Origin of the sequence: Streptomyces sp. SID3343 (assembly GCF_009865215.1) — a bacterium.
Lineage (GTDB): Bacteria > Actinomycetota > Actinomycetes > Streptomycetales > Streptomycetaceae > Embleya.
This window is the reverse complement of record NZ_WWJX01000815.1, coordinates 38,728-55,232: the sequence shown is the minus strand read 5'-3', so window position 1 is coordinate 55,232 and position 16,505 is coordinate 38,728. Positions and strand designations below refer to the sequence as shown.

Genomic DNA, 16,505 nt, shown 5'->3' with positions numbered 1-16,505 from the left:
GCCGACCGCGTCCAGCCGCCGCACCCACCGGCGGGCCGCCGCGACGGCCGGGTCGGCGGACGCCGCCGTACCGGCCACCACGGGCGCGAGCAGCGCGCGCAGCTCGCCCACCCGCAGCCACCACAGGAACGGGGCGCCGACCACGAGCACCGTGCCGCGCGAGCGTCGGGCGTCGGGTTCCAGCCAGCTGTCGCACTCGGGGCACAGCCGGATTCCGTCGGGCAGCGGCACGTCCAGCTCGGTCGCGAGCCCCCGCACGATCTCGTGCAGCTCGGGAGCCTGCGCCGGGGCCAGCGAGATCGAGGGCACCCCGATCCTGCGCACGAGGGCCAGGTCGAGCACGACCCACGCCAGGACGACGGTGATGGCCCCCGCGAGAGCGGCGAGCAGCGTGCCTGCGGCGCCCTCGCCGAAGGTGCGGCCCGCCCCGTACAACAGCAGTCCCACGGCCGTGAGGGCGCCCAGCAGGGCGCCGTTGCGCACCCACAGGACAGCGCGCGCCCGGGCGCGCGCTTCGGCCATCGCCAGTGGTTCCGCCGGCTCGCCCACGTGCACTCGCCCCCATCCGATCCTGGATCCGGGGATCGCTCGTCCGGGTCGTCGAACACGACCCGCGGTGCTCGCACGATAATGCGACGAGTTCGGGTGTTCAGCCCCTTCGGGCCGAACACCATCCCTGCGAGTGAGATCCGGGGCCGGACGGCTGTGTGGGTTTGAGCCGACGACGACGTGGTTCACGCCTTGTCCACCAGGCCGGATACGGACGGTTCGGACGGAGGCTTCGGACGGACCGACCGACGAGGGTTCAGCCGGTCGTGACGGTGATCTCGCCCTTGATCGCCTTCGCCGCGATGTCCGTGCGGTGGTGCGAGCCGGGCAGGGTGATCAGCCCCACCGCCTCGTACGCGCGCTCGCGGGCGTGCTCCAGGGTGTCGCCCGTCGCGGTCACCGAGAGCACTCGGCCGCCCGAGGACAGCACGTGGTCGTCCTCGCCACGCCGGGTGCCGCCGTGCAGGACGTAGGTGCCCGGCACCTTCGCGGCCTCGGCCAAGCCCTCGATCGGGTCGCCGGTACGCGGGGTGCCCGGGTAGTTCTCGGCGGCGACGACCACCGTGACGGCGGCGCCCTCCCGCCAACGCAGCGGTTCGAGCTCGGCGAGCCGACCGGTCGCGGACGCGTGCAGCACGCCGGCGAGCGGGGTGGCCAGGCTCGCGAGCACGACCTGCGTCTCGGGGTCGCCGAAGCGGCAGTTGAACTCGATCACACGCGGGCCGCGCGAGGTGAGCGCGAGCCCGATGTAGAGCACGCCCGAGAACGGGGTACCGCGCCGCCGCATCTCGTCCACGGTCGGCTGGGCGACGGTGCGCAGCAGTTCCTCGGTCAGGCCCTCGGGCGCCCACGGCAGCGGGGTGTAGGCGCCCATGCCGCCGGTGTTGGGGCCCGCGTCGTCGTCGCCGACCCGCTTGAAGTCCTGCGCCGGCTGGAGCGCCAGCACGCTCTCGCCGTCGCACAGGACGAACAGCGAGACCTCGGGGCCGTCGAGAAACTCCTCGATGACCACCCGGCCGCACGACGCGGCGTGCTCGCGCGCGGCGTCGAGGTCGTCGGTCACCACGACGCCCTTGCCGGCCGCGAGGCCGTCGTCCTTGACCACGTAGGGCGGCCCGAACGCGTCGAGCGCGTGGTCGGCCCCCTCGGGGGTCGTGCACAGGTAGGAGCGCGCGGTGGGCACGGCCGCGGCCGCCATGACCTCCTTGGCGAACGCCTTGGAGCCCTCCAGCCGTGCGGCGGTGCCGGACGGACCGAAGCAGTCGATGCCCCGCGCGCGCACGGCGTCCGCGACGCCGGCGACCAGCGGCCCCTCCGGACCGACGACGACGAGGTCGGCGTCGAGCTGTTGCGCGAGGTCGGCGACGGCCCCCGCGTTGAGGGCGTCGACCGGGCGGAGCTCGGCCACCTGCGCGATGCCGGCGTTGCCGGGAGCGCAGTAGACGGCGGAGACCGCGGAGTCGAGGGAGAGCGAGCGGCACAGCGCGTGCTCACGGGCACCGCTGCCAATCACGAGGACCTTCACACGGGCAGCCTAGTGGTGAGCGTCGGGCGCGCCGAACACGGGCGAAACGGAATGCGCGGGCACGCCGGGCCACGCCCCCGGCTCACCCGCCGGGCGGCTCACGCGAACACGACCATCGCGCCGAGGGTCACACTCTCCTGCGCCGCGGCGTACAGGGTCGCCCACACGAAGCGTTCTCGCGCGAAGGGCGCGGCGTCGTACGTGGGCGTGGGTCTGGGTGGATCGAGCAGGTCCACGCCGATGTACGGCGCGAGGTCCTCGAGTTCGCGCAGCATGCCCAGGCTCGACCCGAGCGGGCCGCCGTCCTCGGGCAGCGGTTCGTCCACGAGCGGCTGCGGGAAGTCGATCGGCAGGTAGGCGCCGGCGTGGTCGTAATGCCAGACCAGGTGCGAGTGTTCGGCCGCGGCCTCGAACGTTTCGAGGAGTCGGTCGTAGTCGTCGCCGAGCCGTTCCACCGGCGTCACCGGGAAGCCGGTGCGGTGCAACAGGTAGGCCCGGCGCAGGTAGTGCAGCGACTCGTGATCGAACGCCCCGGCGAGCCGGACCTCGGCGGTACCCGGTTGCCAGGCCCGTACCGGCACGGTGGGCAGGCCGTTGCCGGCGAGCGTGGCGTCGTAGGCGGCGAGTTCGTCGCGGAACGGGTTCTCCGGGTTGTGACACAGCGCGTCCACGAGCGGAACGAGCCAGACGTCACAATCCACGGTTCGACTCCCGATCGGGTTGGGCGCGCGCGGTCCGCGCGGCGGTACGCGCGATACCGTACCGCCCGCAGGTCGGTCGTCCGTCAGCCCGCGCCCGCGAACTGCTGCGCGATCCGGCGGCCGGCCGCCGTGTAGTCGCGCATGAGCGCCATCGAGCCCTCGGCGTCGCGGCGCGCGACCCGGTCGGCGAGTTCGCGGTAGCGGCCCCACCCCGACGTGGTCGGCGGCGCGTCGCGCAGGTGCGGGACGATGAACATCCAGCTCTGTACGCGCAGTACCGCGAGCACGTCGGCGAGCCGGCCGTTGCCGCTCCAGCGGCCGAGTTCGCCGAAGTAGCGACGGTCGAGCAGCGCCACGTCGGACACGTCGCCGTTCCAGCGCGCGGCGTCGAGCCGGTCGCCGAGCGTGCGCAGGCTCGCCATCGCCTCGTCGGGCGCGGTGCGCGCGACCCGTCCGATCAGCGGAACTCCCAGCAGTCGGCGGGACTCGACGATCTCGGCGAAGTCGGTCCACGTGAAGCGGCACACCTGGAAGCCGCGGTGGTGGCCGCCTTGGAGCAGTCCGTGCGCGGCGAGTTGGATCAGCGCCTCGCGCACGGGGGTCGCGGAGACCCCGAAGCGCTGCGCGGTCTCGTTGACGGTGAGCGAGGTGCCGGCGGGAAGTCGTCCGGTCACGAGGTCGTCGCTGAGTACGTCGGCGATCTCCTGGCGCAGGCTGGTCCGCCGAAGGGGGCCGCTCTCCCGCGGGTCACCCGTCGAACCGGCGGGGCCGAAGCGCAGACCGGTGTCTAAAACACTGTCTGTTGCCGTCTGCACGCGGTCTCATCTCGCCGGCCGTCGGCACCGTCGCGCCGACGGGCACCCGTCCGATCAAGTCGATCGAGTCGATCATATGAACGGATATCCGATTTGGGGAGCAATGCTTGGCCATCCGATGTCGCTCGCGACGTCGGACTCCCCGCGCGCAAGGGCCGATTCGCGTCCGGGAGCGCGAAAAAGCCGTACCCGCACCGGTCGGGGTGCGGGTACGGCGGCTGCGACGGCTTGGGGCGGCGGCGTTCGACGAGACCTCTGGCCACGGTCACCGGCCGAAGGGCACGGGCCAAAGGCGACGGGCCGGAGATGACAGGCTCAAGGTCACCGGCCGAAGGTCACCGGCGGGACGTCACTCGCAGAACGAGTCCGCGACGGTCAGCGCCTCGTCGAGGATGGCCAGGCCCTCCTTGACCTCGCCCTCCGAGCTGGTGCACGGCGGAACCACGTGGGTGCGGTTCATGTTGACGAACGGCCACAGGCCCTTCGCCTTGCACGCGGCGGTGAACTCGTTCATCGGCCGCGCGGCGGCACCGGCGGCGTTGTAGGCGACCAGCGGCTCGCGGGTCGCCTTGTTCTTCACGAGCTCGATCGCCCAGAAGACACCCAGGCCGCGCACCTCTCCGATCGAGGGGTGCCGCTCGGCCATCGCGCGCAGCTCGGGGCCGATCACGTTCTCGCCGAGCGACTTGGCGTTCTCGACGATCTTCTCGTCGCGCATCGCGTTGATCGTGGCGACGGCGGCGGCGCACGCGAGCGGGTGACCCGAGTAGGTCAGGCCGCCGGGGTAGGGGCGCTCGCGGAAGGTCTCGTAGACGCGGTCCGAGACGATCACGCCGCCGAGCGGGACGTAGCCGGAGTTGACGCCCTTGGCGAAGGTGATCAGGTCGGGCGTGGCGTTCCAGTTGTCCACCGCGAACCACTCGCCGGTGCGGCCGAAGCCCGACATGACCTCGTCGGCGATGTACAGGATCCCGTACTTGTCACACAGCGCCCGGACCCCGGCGAGGTAGCCGGCCGGCGGCACCAGGATGCCGGCGGTGCCGACCACGCTCTCCAGGACGATCGCGGCGATCGTCTGGGCGCCCTCGAACACGATCGTGTTCTCCAGGTGCTGGAGCGCGCGCTCGCACTCCTGCGCCTCGCTGTCGGCGTGGAACGCCGAGCGGTAGGCGTAGGGGCCCCAGAAGTGCACGATGCCGGACACGCCGGTCTCGTTCGGCCAGCGGCGCGGGTCGCCGGTGAGGGCGATCGCGTTGGCGGTGGCGCCGTGGTACGAGCGGTAGGTCGACATGATCTTGTGCCGGCCGGTGTGCAGCCGCGCCATGCGGACCGCGTTCTCGACCGCCTCGGCGCCGCCGTTGGTGAAGAACACGCGGTTGAGGTCACCGGGGGCGAGCTCGGTGATCAGGCGCGCGGCCTCGCTGCGGGCGTCGTTGGCGAAGGCCGGCTGGATCATGCACAGCTTGTCGGCCTGCTCCTTGATCGCCGCGACGACCTTGGGGTGCTGGTGCCCGATGTTGGTGTTGACCAGCTGCGACGCGAAGTCCAGGTACCTGTTGCCGTCGTAGTCCCAGAAATAGGAACCTTCGGCTCCCGCGACGGCCAGCGGGCTGATGAGCCCCTGTGCGGACCAGGAGTGGAAGACATGGGCGCGGTCGGCGTCGTAGACGGCCTTCCCGGCCGCCGGGTCCAGAGTGCTCATGCGGCCACCCTAAGCCCGGACAAACGCCCCCCGAACCGGCACGTTGTCACGCGTGGGGCCGGTGGGCCGACACTGTGTCAGCTCGGGAATCGATCTTGGAGTCGAAGGCGACGGCGGGATGTTCGAGTGCCCCCGACTCCAAGATCGTTCGCGCTACTTGCCCCGGAGGAGGCTGTTGATCTCGATCGTCTGCGTGCGGCCGGGGCCCACGCCGATCGCCGAGATCGGGGCGCCGGACATCTCTTCCAGGGCCTTGACGTACAGCTGCGCGTTGCGCGGGAGGTCGTCGAAGGTCTTGGCGCCGGTGATGTCCTCGGTCCAGCCGGGGAGGGTCTCGTAGATCGGCTTCGCGTGGTGGAAGTCGGTCTGCGACATCGGCAGTTCGTCGTGACGGACGCCGTCGATGTCGTACGCGACGCAGACCGGGATCCGTTCCCAGCCCGTGAGCACGTCCAGCTTCGTGAGGAAGAAGTCCGTGAGGCCGTTGACCCGGGTCGCGTAGCGGGCGACGACCGCGTCGAACCAACCGCAGCGCCGGTCACGACCGGTGGTCACACCGCGCTCGTGGCCGATCCGGCGCAACGCCTCGCCGTCCTCGTCGAACAGCTCGGTCGGGAACGGTCCGGCGCCCACGCGGGTGGTGTACGCCTTGAGGATCCCGATCACACCGGTGATCTTGGTCGGCCCGATGCCCGAGCCGGCGCACGCGCCGCCCGCCGTCGGGTTGGACGACGTCACGAACGGATACGTGCCGTGATCGACGTCGAGCAGCGTGCCCTGGCCGCCTTCGAGCAGGATCACCTCGCCCCGGTCCAGCGCCTGGTTGAGCACCAGCGTGGTGTCGGTCACGTACGGCTTGAGCTTCTCGGCGTAGCCGAGGTACTCCTCGACGATCGCCTCGACCGCGAGTTCGCGGCGGTTGTACATCTTGACCAGCATCTGGTTCTTGTCCGAGAGCGCGCTCTCGACCTTTTGGGTCAGGATCCCCGGGTCGAAGAGGTCCTGGACGCGAATTCCGACGCGGTTGATCTTGTCGGCGTAGGCCGGGCCGATGCCGCGCCCGGTGGTGCCGATCTTGCGCTTGCCGAGGAACCGTTCCGTCACCTTGTCCAGGGTCCGGTGGTACGGCGTGATCAGGTGCGCGTTGCCGGAGATGAGCAGCTTCGACGTGTCGATACCGCGTTCGACCAGCGTGCCGATCTCGTGGAGCAGCACCCCCGGATCGACGACGACGCCGTTGCCGATGACCGGCGTGCACTCGGGAGTGAGGATGCCGGAGGGCAAAAGGTGAAGGGCATACTTCTGATCACCGATGACAACGGTATGGCCGGCATTGTTGCCGCCCTGGTATCGGACGACGTAGTCGACCGATCCGCCGAGCAGGTCGGTAGCCTTTCCCTTGCCCTCGTCTCCCCATTGGGCGCCGACGAGTACGAGTGCGGGCATGAGGCGTACACCCCTTCCAGGCGGGGCATGTTTGACAACGGGAGCCCCGGACGGTCCAAGCCCCTTGACGCGGTTCGCGGCAAGGGGCTCTTGCGGGGAGAGGTTACCTGAGGAAGGACGACCGGTGTCGGCCGAGCGCTCGCTGCTCGTGATCACGGACCCTGCGGCTCGCTCCGCGGACGGCGAATCCGTCCGGGTCGCGCTCGATGTTCTGCGGGCCTGCGCCCCCAGCAAGATCGTCATTCCCACGGACAAGGCCGACCTCGAACGCGCTCTCGCGCGTCGGGGTCGTCGGCGTGTCGTGGTGATCGGCACGGACGCGGGAGTGCACGCCGTGGCACGTATGTTGGACCGCCGTGGGGAACTCGGGGACACACCCCTGGGAATCGTGCCGGTGGATGCCGGAGGCGGGCACGGTTTGGCCGATGCCCTGGGGCTTCCGGCGGAGCCGGACAAGGCCGCGCGCGTAGCACTCGGGGAGAACGAACGTTCCTTCGACCTGATGTCGGACGATCTGGGCGGCCTCGCCCTGCGTTCGGTCCGGATCGGTCACGGGGTCGGAATGCGGCGCTCGGCGCCCGCGAAACCGGCTTCCGGATGGGGCTGGCGCGGCCTGGTCGACCACGCGATGCGGACGGTGTCGACCACCGTCGGGGCCGCGGTCGGACCCTCGGGACACCGCCTGCGGATCGAGGCCGACGGGTGTGTCGTAGCCGACATGGATCGCCCCGTGTTGTCCGTGCATCTGGGGTGTGACGGATCGGCCGCACCGCGCGTGAAGATGACGGAAGTCACGTTGAACGGGAGCGCGAACGGCAACGGTCACGGCGCCGGGACGGCCAGCGTGATGATCACCGGCCATCCCGGGGCGAACCGGTTCGGTCTCGGCGGACCGGCGCAGGGCGCGCCGATCCGCGAGCCGTTGGTCGAGTTGCGCGCGCACGAGATCACGGTGTGTGGTCGCGACTTCACCTACGCGGCGGACGGCTTGGCGACCGGGCCGGTAAGGCTGCGCACGTGGACCGTGCGGCCGACCGGCTGGCGGCTGTTCGTGCCCGCGCAGGTGTCGTAGGTCGGGTCTCGTAGGTCACGTGAGGCGGCCGGGCGGCGGGCCGGCCCCCGGTTCGGTCAGTTTTCGAGCGCGTCCGCGCCCGCGGGGCTGCTGTCGCGCAGGAAGATCGTGCAGCGCGTGTACTCCTCCTCCTCGCCGATCGCGCCGGCCGCGCGGGCGAGCGCGTGCAGCGAGCGCAGGAAGCCGCGGTTGGGCTCGTGCTCCCACGGCACGGGGCCGTGGCCGCGCCAGCCGGAGCGGCGCAGCGCGTCGAGACCGCGGTGGTAGCCGACGCGGGCGTACGCGTAGGACTCGATCACGTTGCCCTTGGCGAACGCGGCGTCGGCGAGCTCGGCCCACGCGAGCGAGAAGGTCGGGAACTTCGCCGCGACCTCGGCCGGGTCGACGCCGTCGACGAGCAGCGACAGCGGCTCGGATTCCTCGGGCAGGTAGGTGGGGTCGGGTCCACCGAAAAGGTTCTGATCGATCGTCATGACACCCATGATCGCCCATCACGCGAGGAAGCCCCCGCCGTCGGGCGGGGGCTTCCTCGAACGGGTGTCGCCGCGGCGGCTACTTGAGCCTGGTGCCGGCGGAACGCAGGTTGTGACACGCGAGCGCGACCCGGTCGGCCATGCCGGTCTCGGCGGCCTTGCCGTACGAACGCGGGTCGTACAGCTTCTTGTTGCCCACCTCGCCGTCGACCTTGAGCACCGCGTCGTAGTTGCGGAGCATGTGGTCGGCGACCGGGCGCGTGAACGCGTACTGGGTGTCGGTGTCGACGTTCATCTTGACGACGCCGTAGTCCAGCGCCTCGCGGATCTCTTCGAGCAGCGAGCCCGAACCGCCGTGGAAGACCAGGTCGAACGGCTTCTCGGTGCCGTACTTCGCGGCGACCGCGTCCTGGATGTCCTTGAGGATGCTCGGGCGCAGCTTGACGTTGCCCGGCTTGTACACGCCGTGCACGTTGCCGAAGGTCGCGGCGAGCATGTAGCGGCCCTTGTCGCCCAGACCGATCGCCTCGACGGTGGCGAGCGCGTCCTCGGGGGTCGTGTAGAGCTTGTCGTTGATCTCGTTGTCGACGCCGTCCTCCTCGCCGCCGACGACGCCGATCTCCAGCTCCATGATGATCCGCGCGGCGGCGCACTTGGCGATCAACTCACGGGCGATGGTGAGGTTCTCGTCGAGCGGTACGGCCGAGCCGTCCCACATGTGCGACTGGAACAGCGGGTCCTGGCCCTTGGCCACGCGCGCGGCGGAGATGTCGACCAGCGGGCGCATGAACCCGTCGAGCTTGTCCTTGGGGCAGTGGTCGGTGTGCAGCGCGATGTTCACCGAGTACTTCTCGGCGACCACCTTCGCGTACTCGGCGAACGCGACCGAGCCGACGACCATGTCCTTGACGGTGGTGCCGGACAGGAACTCCGCGCCGCCCGTGGACACCTGGACGATGCCGTCGCTCTCCGCCTCGGCGAAGCCGCGCAGCGCGGCGTTCAGGGTCTGGGAGGAGGTCACGTTGATCGCCGGGTAGGCGAACCGACCGGCCTTCGCCCGGTCGAGCATCTCGGCGTAGACCTCGGGAGTTGCGATGGGCATGCGTCTGCTCCTCGTTGCTCAAGCAAGGCGGTGATATGAGGGTTTCGGACACGGATGGCCGTATCCCCGCTTCCCGCCCATCCTGGCAGACGAGATCTGTCGACACAGCATCCCGCCCACCCCGTTCGGCGGAGAGTTCCGATGACCTGACGACCCGTCAGGTCCGTGACGGCCGCTCGGCGTCCTGATTCGGGACCCACTATCGGACGCATTCGCCGAATCGTCGGTTCCCCCGGCGCAACTTCCGTTCCCGACACGCGTCCTAAGAGTAGGTCGCACTCACTCGGGCGGCCACGACAACGGACGCGAGAAGGCGGTGCGATTGCCTGATTCGACCGGCCCGTTCCGGTGGGGGACAGTCTGCCCGGACCCTCGGACCCGCCCGTGAAACCGTGGAGTCCACGCCGAGTCCTGCCCTCGCCGCCCTCGAAGAACCGTGAAGGACGAAGAGTCGTGACCGAACGCCATGAGTGCCACGAACCGATGGAGGAACTGCTGCGGGCGGCGCTGAGCGCCCGTGCGGACTCGATCACCGCACCCGATCTGCGGCCGCTCGGCCCACCGGTCGGCGGGGTGGGATCGTCCCGAAGCCGGTGGCTCACGATCACGGCGCCACTGGCCGTGTTCGTCGCGGCCGCCGCGGCGCTCGCCGCGGTGACACTGACCGGGGCGCCCGACTCGTACAACGGCTCCCCGCAGCGTCCGGGGGCCTCGCCGACGGCGGGTGCCTCCGCGAACCGGGAAACGCAGGCCCCGGGAGGCCCGGCAGCCCCCGCCGAAGCGACGCCGGAGTCGCCGCCGGAGCCGGCGAGCACCCCGCCGGGTACGAGCGCGCCGTTGCGCCGCTCGACGACCTCGCCCACGTTCACGTCCGGGCACTCGAACGCGAGCACGAACACGCCGCCGCCGATCCCTCGTTCGAGCGGCACGGCGGCTCCGACCGGACAGCCGAGCGGTTCGGCGACCTCGACGCCGCGGCCGAGCGGGACGGCGGCACCCACGTCCGCCGCCCCGTCGACGACCACCGAGCCCCACGGCAGCACCGAGCCCCACGACACCAAGCCGCCGTCGACCGGCCCCGATTCGTCGGGCGCCGAGCCGTCACCACGCTGAGCCCGAACTGATCTGGCGTCGGAACTTCTTCGGTCGCAGACGCAACCTTTCCCACGCTCGGGAGTCTCAACAGTTGGAACACGGTGGGCGGGGTGTTTCACGACCGTAAGGGGGCGGCGGGGCCGTGGCACTGCTGAGCATGCCGGAATTCGGGGGCGACCGGCTGTCGCCCGTCCCGTCGACGGGCGCGGCCACGGATTCGGCCACGCCGCGCCGCTCCCGCTTTCGCGCTCTTCGCGGAGGCGGGGAGGACGAACCGCCGGCCCGTCCGACGCTGACCGAGCTCTACCACGCCCAGCGGCTGGGCATGGTCCGACTCTCGATCCTGCTGGTCGACGACCTCGGCACCGCGGAGGAGGTCGTCCAGGACGCGTTCACCGCGCTGTACAAGCGCTTCGGCGAGGATCTGGACGACGTCGAGAACGCGTTGGCCTACCTGCGCACGTCCGTGGTCAACCTGTCCCGATCGGTGCTGCGGCGCCGGCGCACCGCTCGTGCGTACATCACCCCGCACGAACCCGACGCCTCCTCTCCCGAGGACGCCGTGGTCCTGTCGGAAGAACATGCGCAGGTCCTCGCGGCGGTTCGGCGGCTGGCCCCTCGGCAGCGTGAAGTCCTGGTCCTGCGTTACTGGTCCGACATGTCGGAAGCGCAGATAGCCGACGTCCTCGGACTCTCGCGCGGCACGGTGAAGTCGACCGCCAGCCGCGCGCTCGACGCCCTCGAGAAGATCATGAAGGACGAGCAGTCGTGACCGAACGAGGCCCACAGGACACGCCCTTGGAGGATCTGCTGCGTGCCGCGCTGTCGGCGCGTGCCGAGCAGATCACCACCGGAGCGCTGCGTGCCCCCGCTCCGCCGGTCGCGGAACCCGCGTCCGGCAACCGACTACGAACGATCGGGATACCACTCGCGATCGTGGCGACGATCGCCGCCGCGTACGGAGCGGTATCACTGGTCTCGACCCCGAGCACGGACGACAGCGCCCCGGCCCGACTGCCCACGGCGGTCGCCTCGGCGCCGGCTCCGAACGCGAGCGTCCCACCCGACGAGAGCGTGACCGTGCCGCCGGTCGCCGGCGCGGAAGCCTCCACCGAGGCCCCACCGGAGACGACGCCCGTCGCACCCGCCACCGCCGCGACCACCTCCCCGGGCACGTCGCCCCCGGCCACCTCGCCGAGTTCGCGCCGTCCGTCGTCACCGACGACGACCCGGCCCCCGACGACCACGCCCCCGAGCACGCAGCCCACCAGGATCACCGACGCACGAGGGATCAAGGTGAGGACGGAGGCCGACTGGCGGGAGCAGACCGCGCCGCCGGCCACGTCCGAACGCTCCTACAAGCGGTGCTTCGGGCCGACGGGCGCGGGGGAATGCGACCTGAACACCGTGAGCCTGCGCGCCGACGACGTCGACGATCCGAACGCGTGGCCCTACGCCGCGATCGACGAGAACCCCTCCATGTGGGCCACTCAGCTGACCTGCGCCAAGGACGGTGCCTTCTACAACCCGCGGACCGCCGACGGGGTCACCTCGACGTCGACAGGCAAGCAGAACCGCACCGTCGGGGGTCGTTCCGCCGTCTATCGGGAAGTCGCGGTCACCTGCGCCCAGGGCCAGGATTTCAAGGTGCGCGTCTGGGTGATCGCCGACCAGGGGGTCACCGTGTTCGCCACCTCCACGAACGCCCGGGTCGACGCCGGCATCGACCGCATCGTGTCCACGCTGGACCTGTCGGGCTACGCGCCGAAGAAGTGGACGGGCGGCTGACCTCTCGTCAACGCCCCTCGGCCACCTTCTGCGCCGCCTTTCTCGCCGCGACCAGGATCGGGTCCCACACCGGCGAGAAGGGCGGCGCGTAGCCGAGGTCCAGGGAGGTCATGTCCTCGGCCGTCATCCGGTGCGTGAGCGCGACGGCCGCGGTGTCGATGCGCTTGGCGGCGCCGTCGCGGCCGACGATCTGGACGCCCAAAACCCGGCCGGTGATCCGCTCCGCGATCATCTTGACGGTCATCGAGCGTGCGCCCGGGTAGTAGCCGGCCCGGCCCGTGGACTCGATGGTCGCGGTGACGAATTCGAAGCCGGAGGCGGCGGCGTCCTTCTCGCGCAGCCCGGTGCGGCCGATCTCCAGGTCGCAGACCTTGCTGACGGCCGTGCCCACGACACCGGGGAAGGTCGCGTAGTCACCGCCGATGTTGGTGCCGATCACCCGGCCGTGCTTGTTCGCGTGCGTGCCCAGCGCGACGTGCCGGCGGCGGCCGGAGACCAGGTCGAGCACCTCGACGCAGTCGCCGCCCGCCCAGATGCCGTCGGCGGTGACCCGCATCCGCAGATCGGTGCTCAGCCCTCCGCTCGCGCCCAGCGGCAGGCCGGCGTCACGCGCGAGCGCGGTGTTGGGGCGCACTCCCAGACCCAGCACGACCACATCGGCGGGATAGCGCCCGTCGGCGGTCAGCACGGCGCTCGCGCGGCCGTCGACCACCTCGATCGCCACCACCTCGGTCTCGGTCACGACGTCGATGCCCATGCCCTCCATCGCCTCGTGCACGAGCGCGCCCATGTCGGGGTCGAGGGTGGACATCGGCTGCGCGGACCGGTCGACGACGGTCACCTCCAGGCCGTGCCGGATCAGCGCCTCGGCCATCTCGACGCCGATGTAGCCGCCGCCGATCACCACCGCCCGGCGCTGGTCGGGGCGCAGGTAGTCGATCAGCACCCGGGCGTCCTCCAGATTCTGCACGCCGTGCACGCCGGGCGCGTCGATGCCCGGCAGTGGCGGCCGGATCGGCACCGCACCCATCGCGAGCACCAAGTGGTCGAAGCCGATCCGATCGGTTCGACCGCTCGCCAGGTCGCGCACGGTGATCTCGCGGCGGTCCCGGTCGATGCCCTCGGCCTCGACGCCCATCCGCAGGTCGATACCGCGTTTGCGGTGTTCCTCCGGGCTGCGGGCGATCAACGCGTCGAAGCCGTCGACCGCCCCCGAGACCAGGTAGGGGATGCCGCAGGCCGAGTACGACGACCACCGACCGCGCTCCACGACGACGATCTCCAAGTCGTCCGCACCGCGTCGACGCCGCGCCTGGGAGGCCGCGCTCATCCCCGCTGCGTCCCCGCCGATCACTACGAGCCGCTCGTTGCCCACGCGGTTCCCCTGTCCTGTATGCGCCCGTTCGGGCCACCGCCAAGTACCGACCTCGTAATGATGCGGGCTCCGGGGAGGGGACGGGTGACGAGACGCGCTTCGCGCGCACTACCCTCCAAAGGTGGAATTCCAAGCTGTCAACGTCCTCGATGCGACGTCGCTCATCTCGACGTTCGGTCTCATCGGCATCCTCGCCATCGTCTTCGCGGAGACCGGCCTGCTCGTCGGGTTCTTCTTCCCGGGCGACTCGATGCTGTTTCTGGCCGGCGTCGCCGCGTCCTCGTCGGCGGAACAGATCGTCGGCACGTCCATCTCGTTGCCCTGGCTGCTCGTGGGAGCACCGGTGTGCGCCATCGCGGGCGCCCAACTCGGTCACTTCCTGGGGGCCAGGTTCGGCACGAAGATGTTCAGCAAACCGGACTCGAAGCTGTTCAAGGCCGAATACGTCACCAAGGCCGAGCAGTACTTCGAGAAGTTCGGTCCGGCGAAGGCCGTCGTACTCGCCCGCTTCATCCCGATCGTGCGCACGTTCCTGAACCCCGTCGCGGGCGTCCTGGAGATGCCCGCCCGGCAGTTCTTCGTGTGGAACGTCGTCGGCGGCCTGGTGTGGACCGACGGCATCATCCTGCTCGGCTACAAGCTGGGCGACAGCATCGGCGACAGCATCGACAAGTATCTGCTGCCGGGCGTCTTCGTCATCGTGCTGATCTCGCTGCTGCCGATCATCATCGAGGTCGTCCGCAGCAAGCGTGAGGCAAAGCGAGAAGCCGCTTCCTCGGGTCACTGAATCGACATTCGAGAGCGGCGGTGCGCATGGCGCACCGCCGCTTTTCTGCGTTCCGGATCGTTCTCCCGGAATTATCGGGATCGAAACGATAACCCGTACAACCTTTTATCGGCGTCGTGCGTCGCAGCTCGGCGAGGGGATATTCCGGAGCAAAAAAACACCCTGCCTCCGGACGGGGACCGGAGACAGGGTGGCTTGGGGTGAACGGTGACTGCCGTCAGGCGGCGCTACCGTTCCTGCGGCGACGCGAGAAGACCAGGAAGCCCGCACCCGCGACGAGCGCGGTACCGGCGGCGGCACCGATCAGCACCGGGGTGTTGCTGTCGTCGGCGCCGGTCGCGGCGAGCTCCTTACCGGGCTTGCCGGCGGGCTTGGCCGCAGGCTTCTTCGTGGGCTGGGCCGGCGGCTTCGGCTTGTACTCCGTCTTCGGCACGGTCTTGCCGGGAGCGGCGATCGTGAAGATGTAGCCGTCGCTCATCGAGGTGTAGAAGTCGGACCCGTTCGCGGCACCGGAGAAGGCGAAGTAGAAGGCCAGGCTCTTGCCGACCGGTGCCTTGTCCGTGAAGGCCAGGCGCAGCTCGATGTCCACCGTGGCCTTGGACTTGAGCTGCCACAGCACGTCCTCGTCGTCCCCGAGGGCCGCGCCGACGGCGTTGCCGCCGCGCTCCTCGACGTCCTCCAGGTGCGCGGACCGCCACTGCCCGGTCTTAGGGTCCTTGTACTCCAGCTTGAGGTGCGAGCCGCGCAGACTGCCGGCGTCGTTCATGATGACCAGCGTGGGGATGAACTCCAGGTCCTTCCCCTTGTCGTTGGTGATGGACGCCTTGAACGAGGCGGCGTCCCCACCGGCGACGAAGCTGCCGGGCAGGCCGACGAGCTTGATGGCGGGACCGTTTCCCTTTTCGGGGTTCGGCCACGTCTCGGCCTGCCCCGACGGGGCCTTGGCATCCGACTTGACCTGCGGTTGCGTAGCCGGCGGCGTAGTCGCGGGCCGGTCCGCCGGCTTGTCCGTGTCCGGCTTGGCCGGGGTGGCCGGGGCGGAGGTGGACGGGGTCGTGGACGCGCCGGTCGACGGCGAGGCCGTCGTGGAGGGCGTCGCGGGCGGGGTGCTCTCGACGGCCATCGCGGCGGGTGCCGCGAAAAGAGCCACCGAGGAAACCATCGCGGCAACGGCGGTCGCGGCGAGACTGCGGCGGAGCTGCATACGGAAACCCTCTTGGGAAGAGTGAAATGGGGTGGCCGCCGGACCGGACGGGGAACCGGCCCGGCGGCCCGAGGGGAAAAGGCTTGCGGTGTCTACGTCCTTTTGGGCGCGGGCCGGCTCAGCCGCCACAGGGCAGCGAGGACGCACGAAACCTCATACGGAACGAATTCACACTTCCCCCCCGGGAAGTCCGGCCGACGGGATCCGTCGGCACCGGAACTGATCCGACAATATCCGAGACCGCGAAAAAAGCAACGGCCGCACCGATGAATGCGTAAGGCATCACACGGTGCGGCCGTCGTCGAAATGCACGAACGGGGTCGAATCTAATTCAGGCCGAGGTCTTCCAGGTGGTACGCGACCCGGTACTCCAGGCCCGCCTTTTCCACTGCGGGAGCCGCGCCGCGCTCGACGATCACCGCGACCGCGACGACCTCCGCGCCGGCCTCGCGCAACGCCTCGACGGCGTCGAGCACCGAGCCGCCGGTGGTGGAGGTGTCCTCGACCGCGAGCACCCGCCGGCCCTTGACGTCGGGACCCTCGATGCGGCGCTGGAGGCCGTGCGCCTTGCCGGTCTTGCGAACCACGAACGCGTCGAGCGCACGGCCCTGCGCAGCGGCGGCGTGCAGCATCGCGGCGGCGACCGGGTCGGCGCCCAGGGTCAGCCCGCCGACGGCGTCGAAGTCCAGGTCGGCGGTGAGCTCCAGCATGACCTTGCCCACCAGCGGCGCGGCCTGCCCGTCCAAGGTGATCCGGCGCAGGTCGACGTAGTAGTCGGCCTCCTTGCCGGACGACAGGACGACGCGGCCGTGCACGACGGCCTTGGTCTTGATCTGGTCGAGAAGCACATCGCGGTCGGAGCTCATGGCAT

General features: G+C 70.4%; 15 protein-coding genes and 1 pseudogene. 5 read left to right on the top strand and 11 right to left on the bottom strand.

The window, feature by feature from the left end; all coding sequences use genetic code 11:
- The 6 genes and pseudogenes from GT354_RS25195 to GT354_RS25170 form a co-directional block, all read right to left on the bottom strand.
- Positions 1–522, bottom strand: a pseudogene (locus tag GT354_RS25195) (hypothetical protein); the annotation flags it as partial.
- A 283-nt stretch (positions 523–805) separates the two neighbouring features.
- Entirely contained in the window at positions 806–2,074 is a 1,269-nt protein-coding gene (gene purD, locus GT354_RS25190; protein WP_161358649.1) for a phosphoribosylamine--glycine ligase, read from the bottom strand.
- A gap of 98 nt (positions 2,075–2,172) precedes the next feature.
- Positions 2,173–2,775 (bottom strand): hypothetical protein, encoded by a 603-nt coding sequence (locus tag GT354_RS25185; protein ID WP_161358648.1) that lies wholly within the window; start codon positions 2,773–2,775, stop codon positions 2,173–2,175.
- 83 nt (positions 2,776–2,858) lie between these two features.
- Entirely contained in the window at positions 2,859–3,590 is a 732-nt protein-coding gene (locus tag GT354_RS25180; protein WP_161358647.1) for a GntR family transcriptional regulator, read from the bottom strand.
- A 349-nt stretch (positions 3,591–3,939) separates the two neighbouring features.
- Positions 3,940–5,292, bottom strand: a complete 1,353-nt coding sequence (locus tag GT354_RS25175) for an aspartate aminotransferase family protein (protein WP_161358646.1) — start codon at positions 5,290–5,292, stop codon at positions 3,940–3,942.
- 153 nt (positions 5,293–5,445) lie between these two features.
- A complete protein-coding gene (locus GT354_RS25170; RefSeq protein ID WP_161358645.1) occupies positions 5,446–6,738 on the bottom strand; it encodes an adenylosuccinate synthase in 1,293 nt (430 codons plus the stop codon).
- Between the two features lie 124 nt (positions 6,739–6,862).
- Between GT354_RS25170 and GT354_RS25165 the strand changes: the two genes are divergently transcribed.
- Positions 6,863–7,810, top strand: a complete 948-nt coding sequence (locus tag GT354_RS25165) for a diacylglycerol kinase family protein (RefSeq protein WP_161358644.1) — start codon at positions 6,863–6,865, stop codon at positions 7,808–7,810.
- Between the two features lie 56 nt (positions 7,811–7,866).
- Here the strand turns inward: GT354_RS25165 and GT354_RS25160 are convergent, their stop codons facing one another.
- Both GT354_RS25160 and fbaA read right to left on the bottom strand, forming a co-directional pair.
- On the bottom strand, positions 7,867–8,283 hold the full coding sequence (locus tag GT354_RS25160) for a DUF3151 domain-containing protein (RefSeq protein WP_161358643.1): 417 nt from the start codon (positions 8,281–8,283) through the stop codon (positions 7,867–7,869).
- Between the two features lie 79 nt (positions 8,284–8,362).
- Positions 8,363–9,385, bottom strand: coding sequence for a class II fructose-bisphosphate aldolase (gene fbaA / locus GT354_RS25155; RefSeq protein ID WP_161358642.1), 1,023 nt, complete (start codon positions 9,383–9,385; stop codon positions 8,363–8,365).
- Positions 9,386–9,838: 453 nt separating this feature from the next.
- On the opposite strand from fbaA, the gene GT354_RS25150 reads away from it, so the two are divergent.
- The 3 genes from GT354_RS25150 to GT354_RS25140 all read left to right on the top strand — a co-directional run bounded on the left by GT354_RS25150 (position 9,839) and on the right by GT354_RS25140 (position 12,268).
- On the top strand, positions 9,839–10,498 hold the full coding sequence (locus GT354_RS25150) for a hypothetical protein (RefSeq protein WP_161358641.1): 660 nt from the start codon (positions 9,839–9,841) through the stop codon (positions 10,496–10,498).
- A 124-nt stretch (positions 10,499–10,622) separates the two neighbouring features.
- Positions 10,623–11,252: a SigE family RNA polymerase sigma factor gene (locus tag GT354_RS25145; RefSeq protein WP_346012160.1), complete on the top strand. Its 630-nt coding sequence runs from the start codon at positions 10,623–10,625 to the stop codon at positions 11,250–11,252.
- Complete coding sequence (locus GT354_RS25140) at positions 11,249–12,268, top strand: hypothetical protein (protein WP_161358640.1); 1,020 nt, start codon at positions 11,249–11,251, stop codon at positions 12,266–12,268. Before GT354_RS25145 ends, GT354_RS25140 begins: the two co-directional genes overlap by 4 nt.
- 7 nt (positions 12,269–12,275) lie before the next feature.
- Here GT354_RS25140 and GT354_RS25135 read toward each other — a convergent pair whose 3' ends face one another.
- Positions 12,276–13,643: an FAD-dependent oxidoreductase gene (locus GT354_RS25135; protein WP_161358639.1), complete on the bottom strand. Its 1,368-nt coding sequence runs from the start codon at positions 13,641–13,643 to the stop codon at positions 12,276–12,278.
- A 121-nt stretch (positions 13,644–13,764) separates the two neighbouring features.
- Here GT354_RS25135 and GT354_RS25130 point away from each other — a divergent pair, with 121 nt between their 5' ends.
- A complete protein-coding gene (locus GT354_RS25130; protein WP_161358638.1) occupies positions 13,765–14,430 on the top strand; it encodes a VTT domain-containing protein in 666 nt (221 codons plus the stop codon).
- Between the two features lie 217 nt (positions 14,431–14,647).
- Here GT354_RS25130 and GT354_RS25125 read toward each other — a convergent pair whose 3' ends face one another.
- Together GT354_RS25125 and pyrE are read right to left on the bottom strand one after the other, a co-directional pair.
- The gene (locus GT354_RS25125) at positions 14,648–15,634 is read right to left on the bottom strand and encodes an LPXTG cell wall anchor domain-containing protein (RefSeq protein WP_161358637.1); all 987 of its coding nucleotides are present in this window, start codon (positions 15,632–15,634) and stop codon (positions 14,648–14,650) included.
- A 326-nt stretch (positions 15,635–15,960) separates the two neighbouring features.
- Positions 15,961–16,500, bottom strand: coding sequence for an orotate phosphoribosyltransferase (pyrE, locus tag GT354_RS25120; RefSeq protein ID WP_161358636.1), 540 nt, complete (start codon positions 16,498–16,500; stop codon positions 15,961–15,963).
- Positions 16,501–16,505 lie beyond the last annotated feature (5 nt).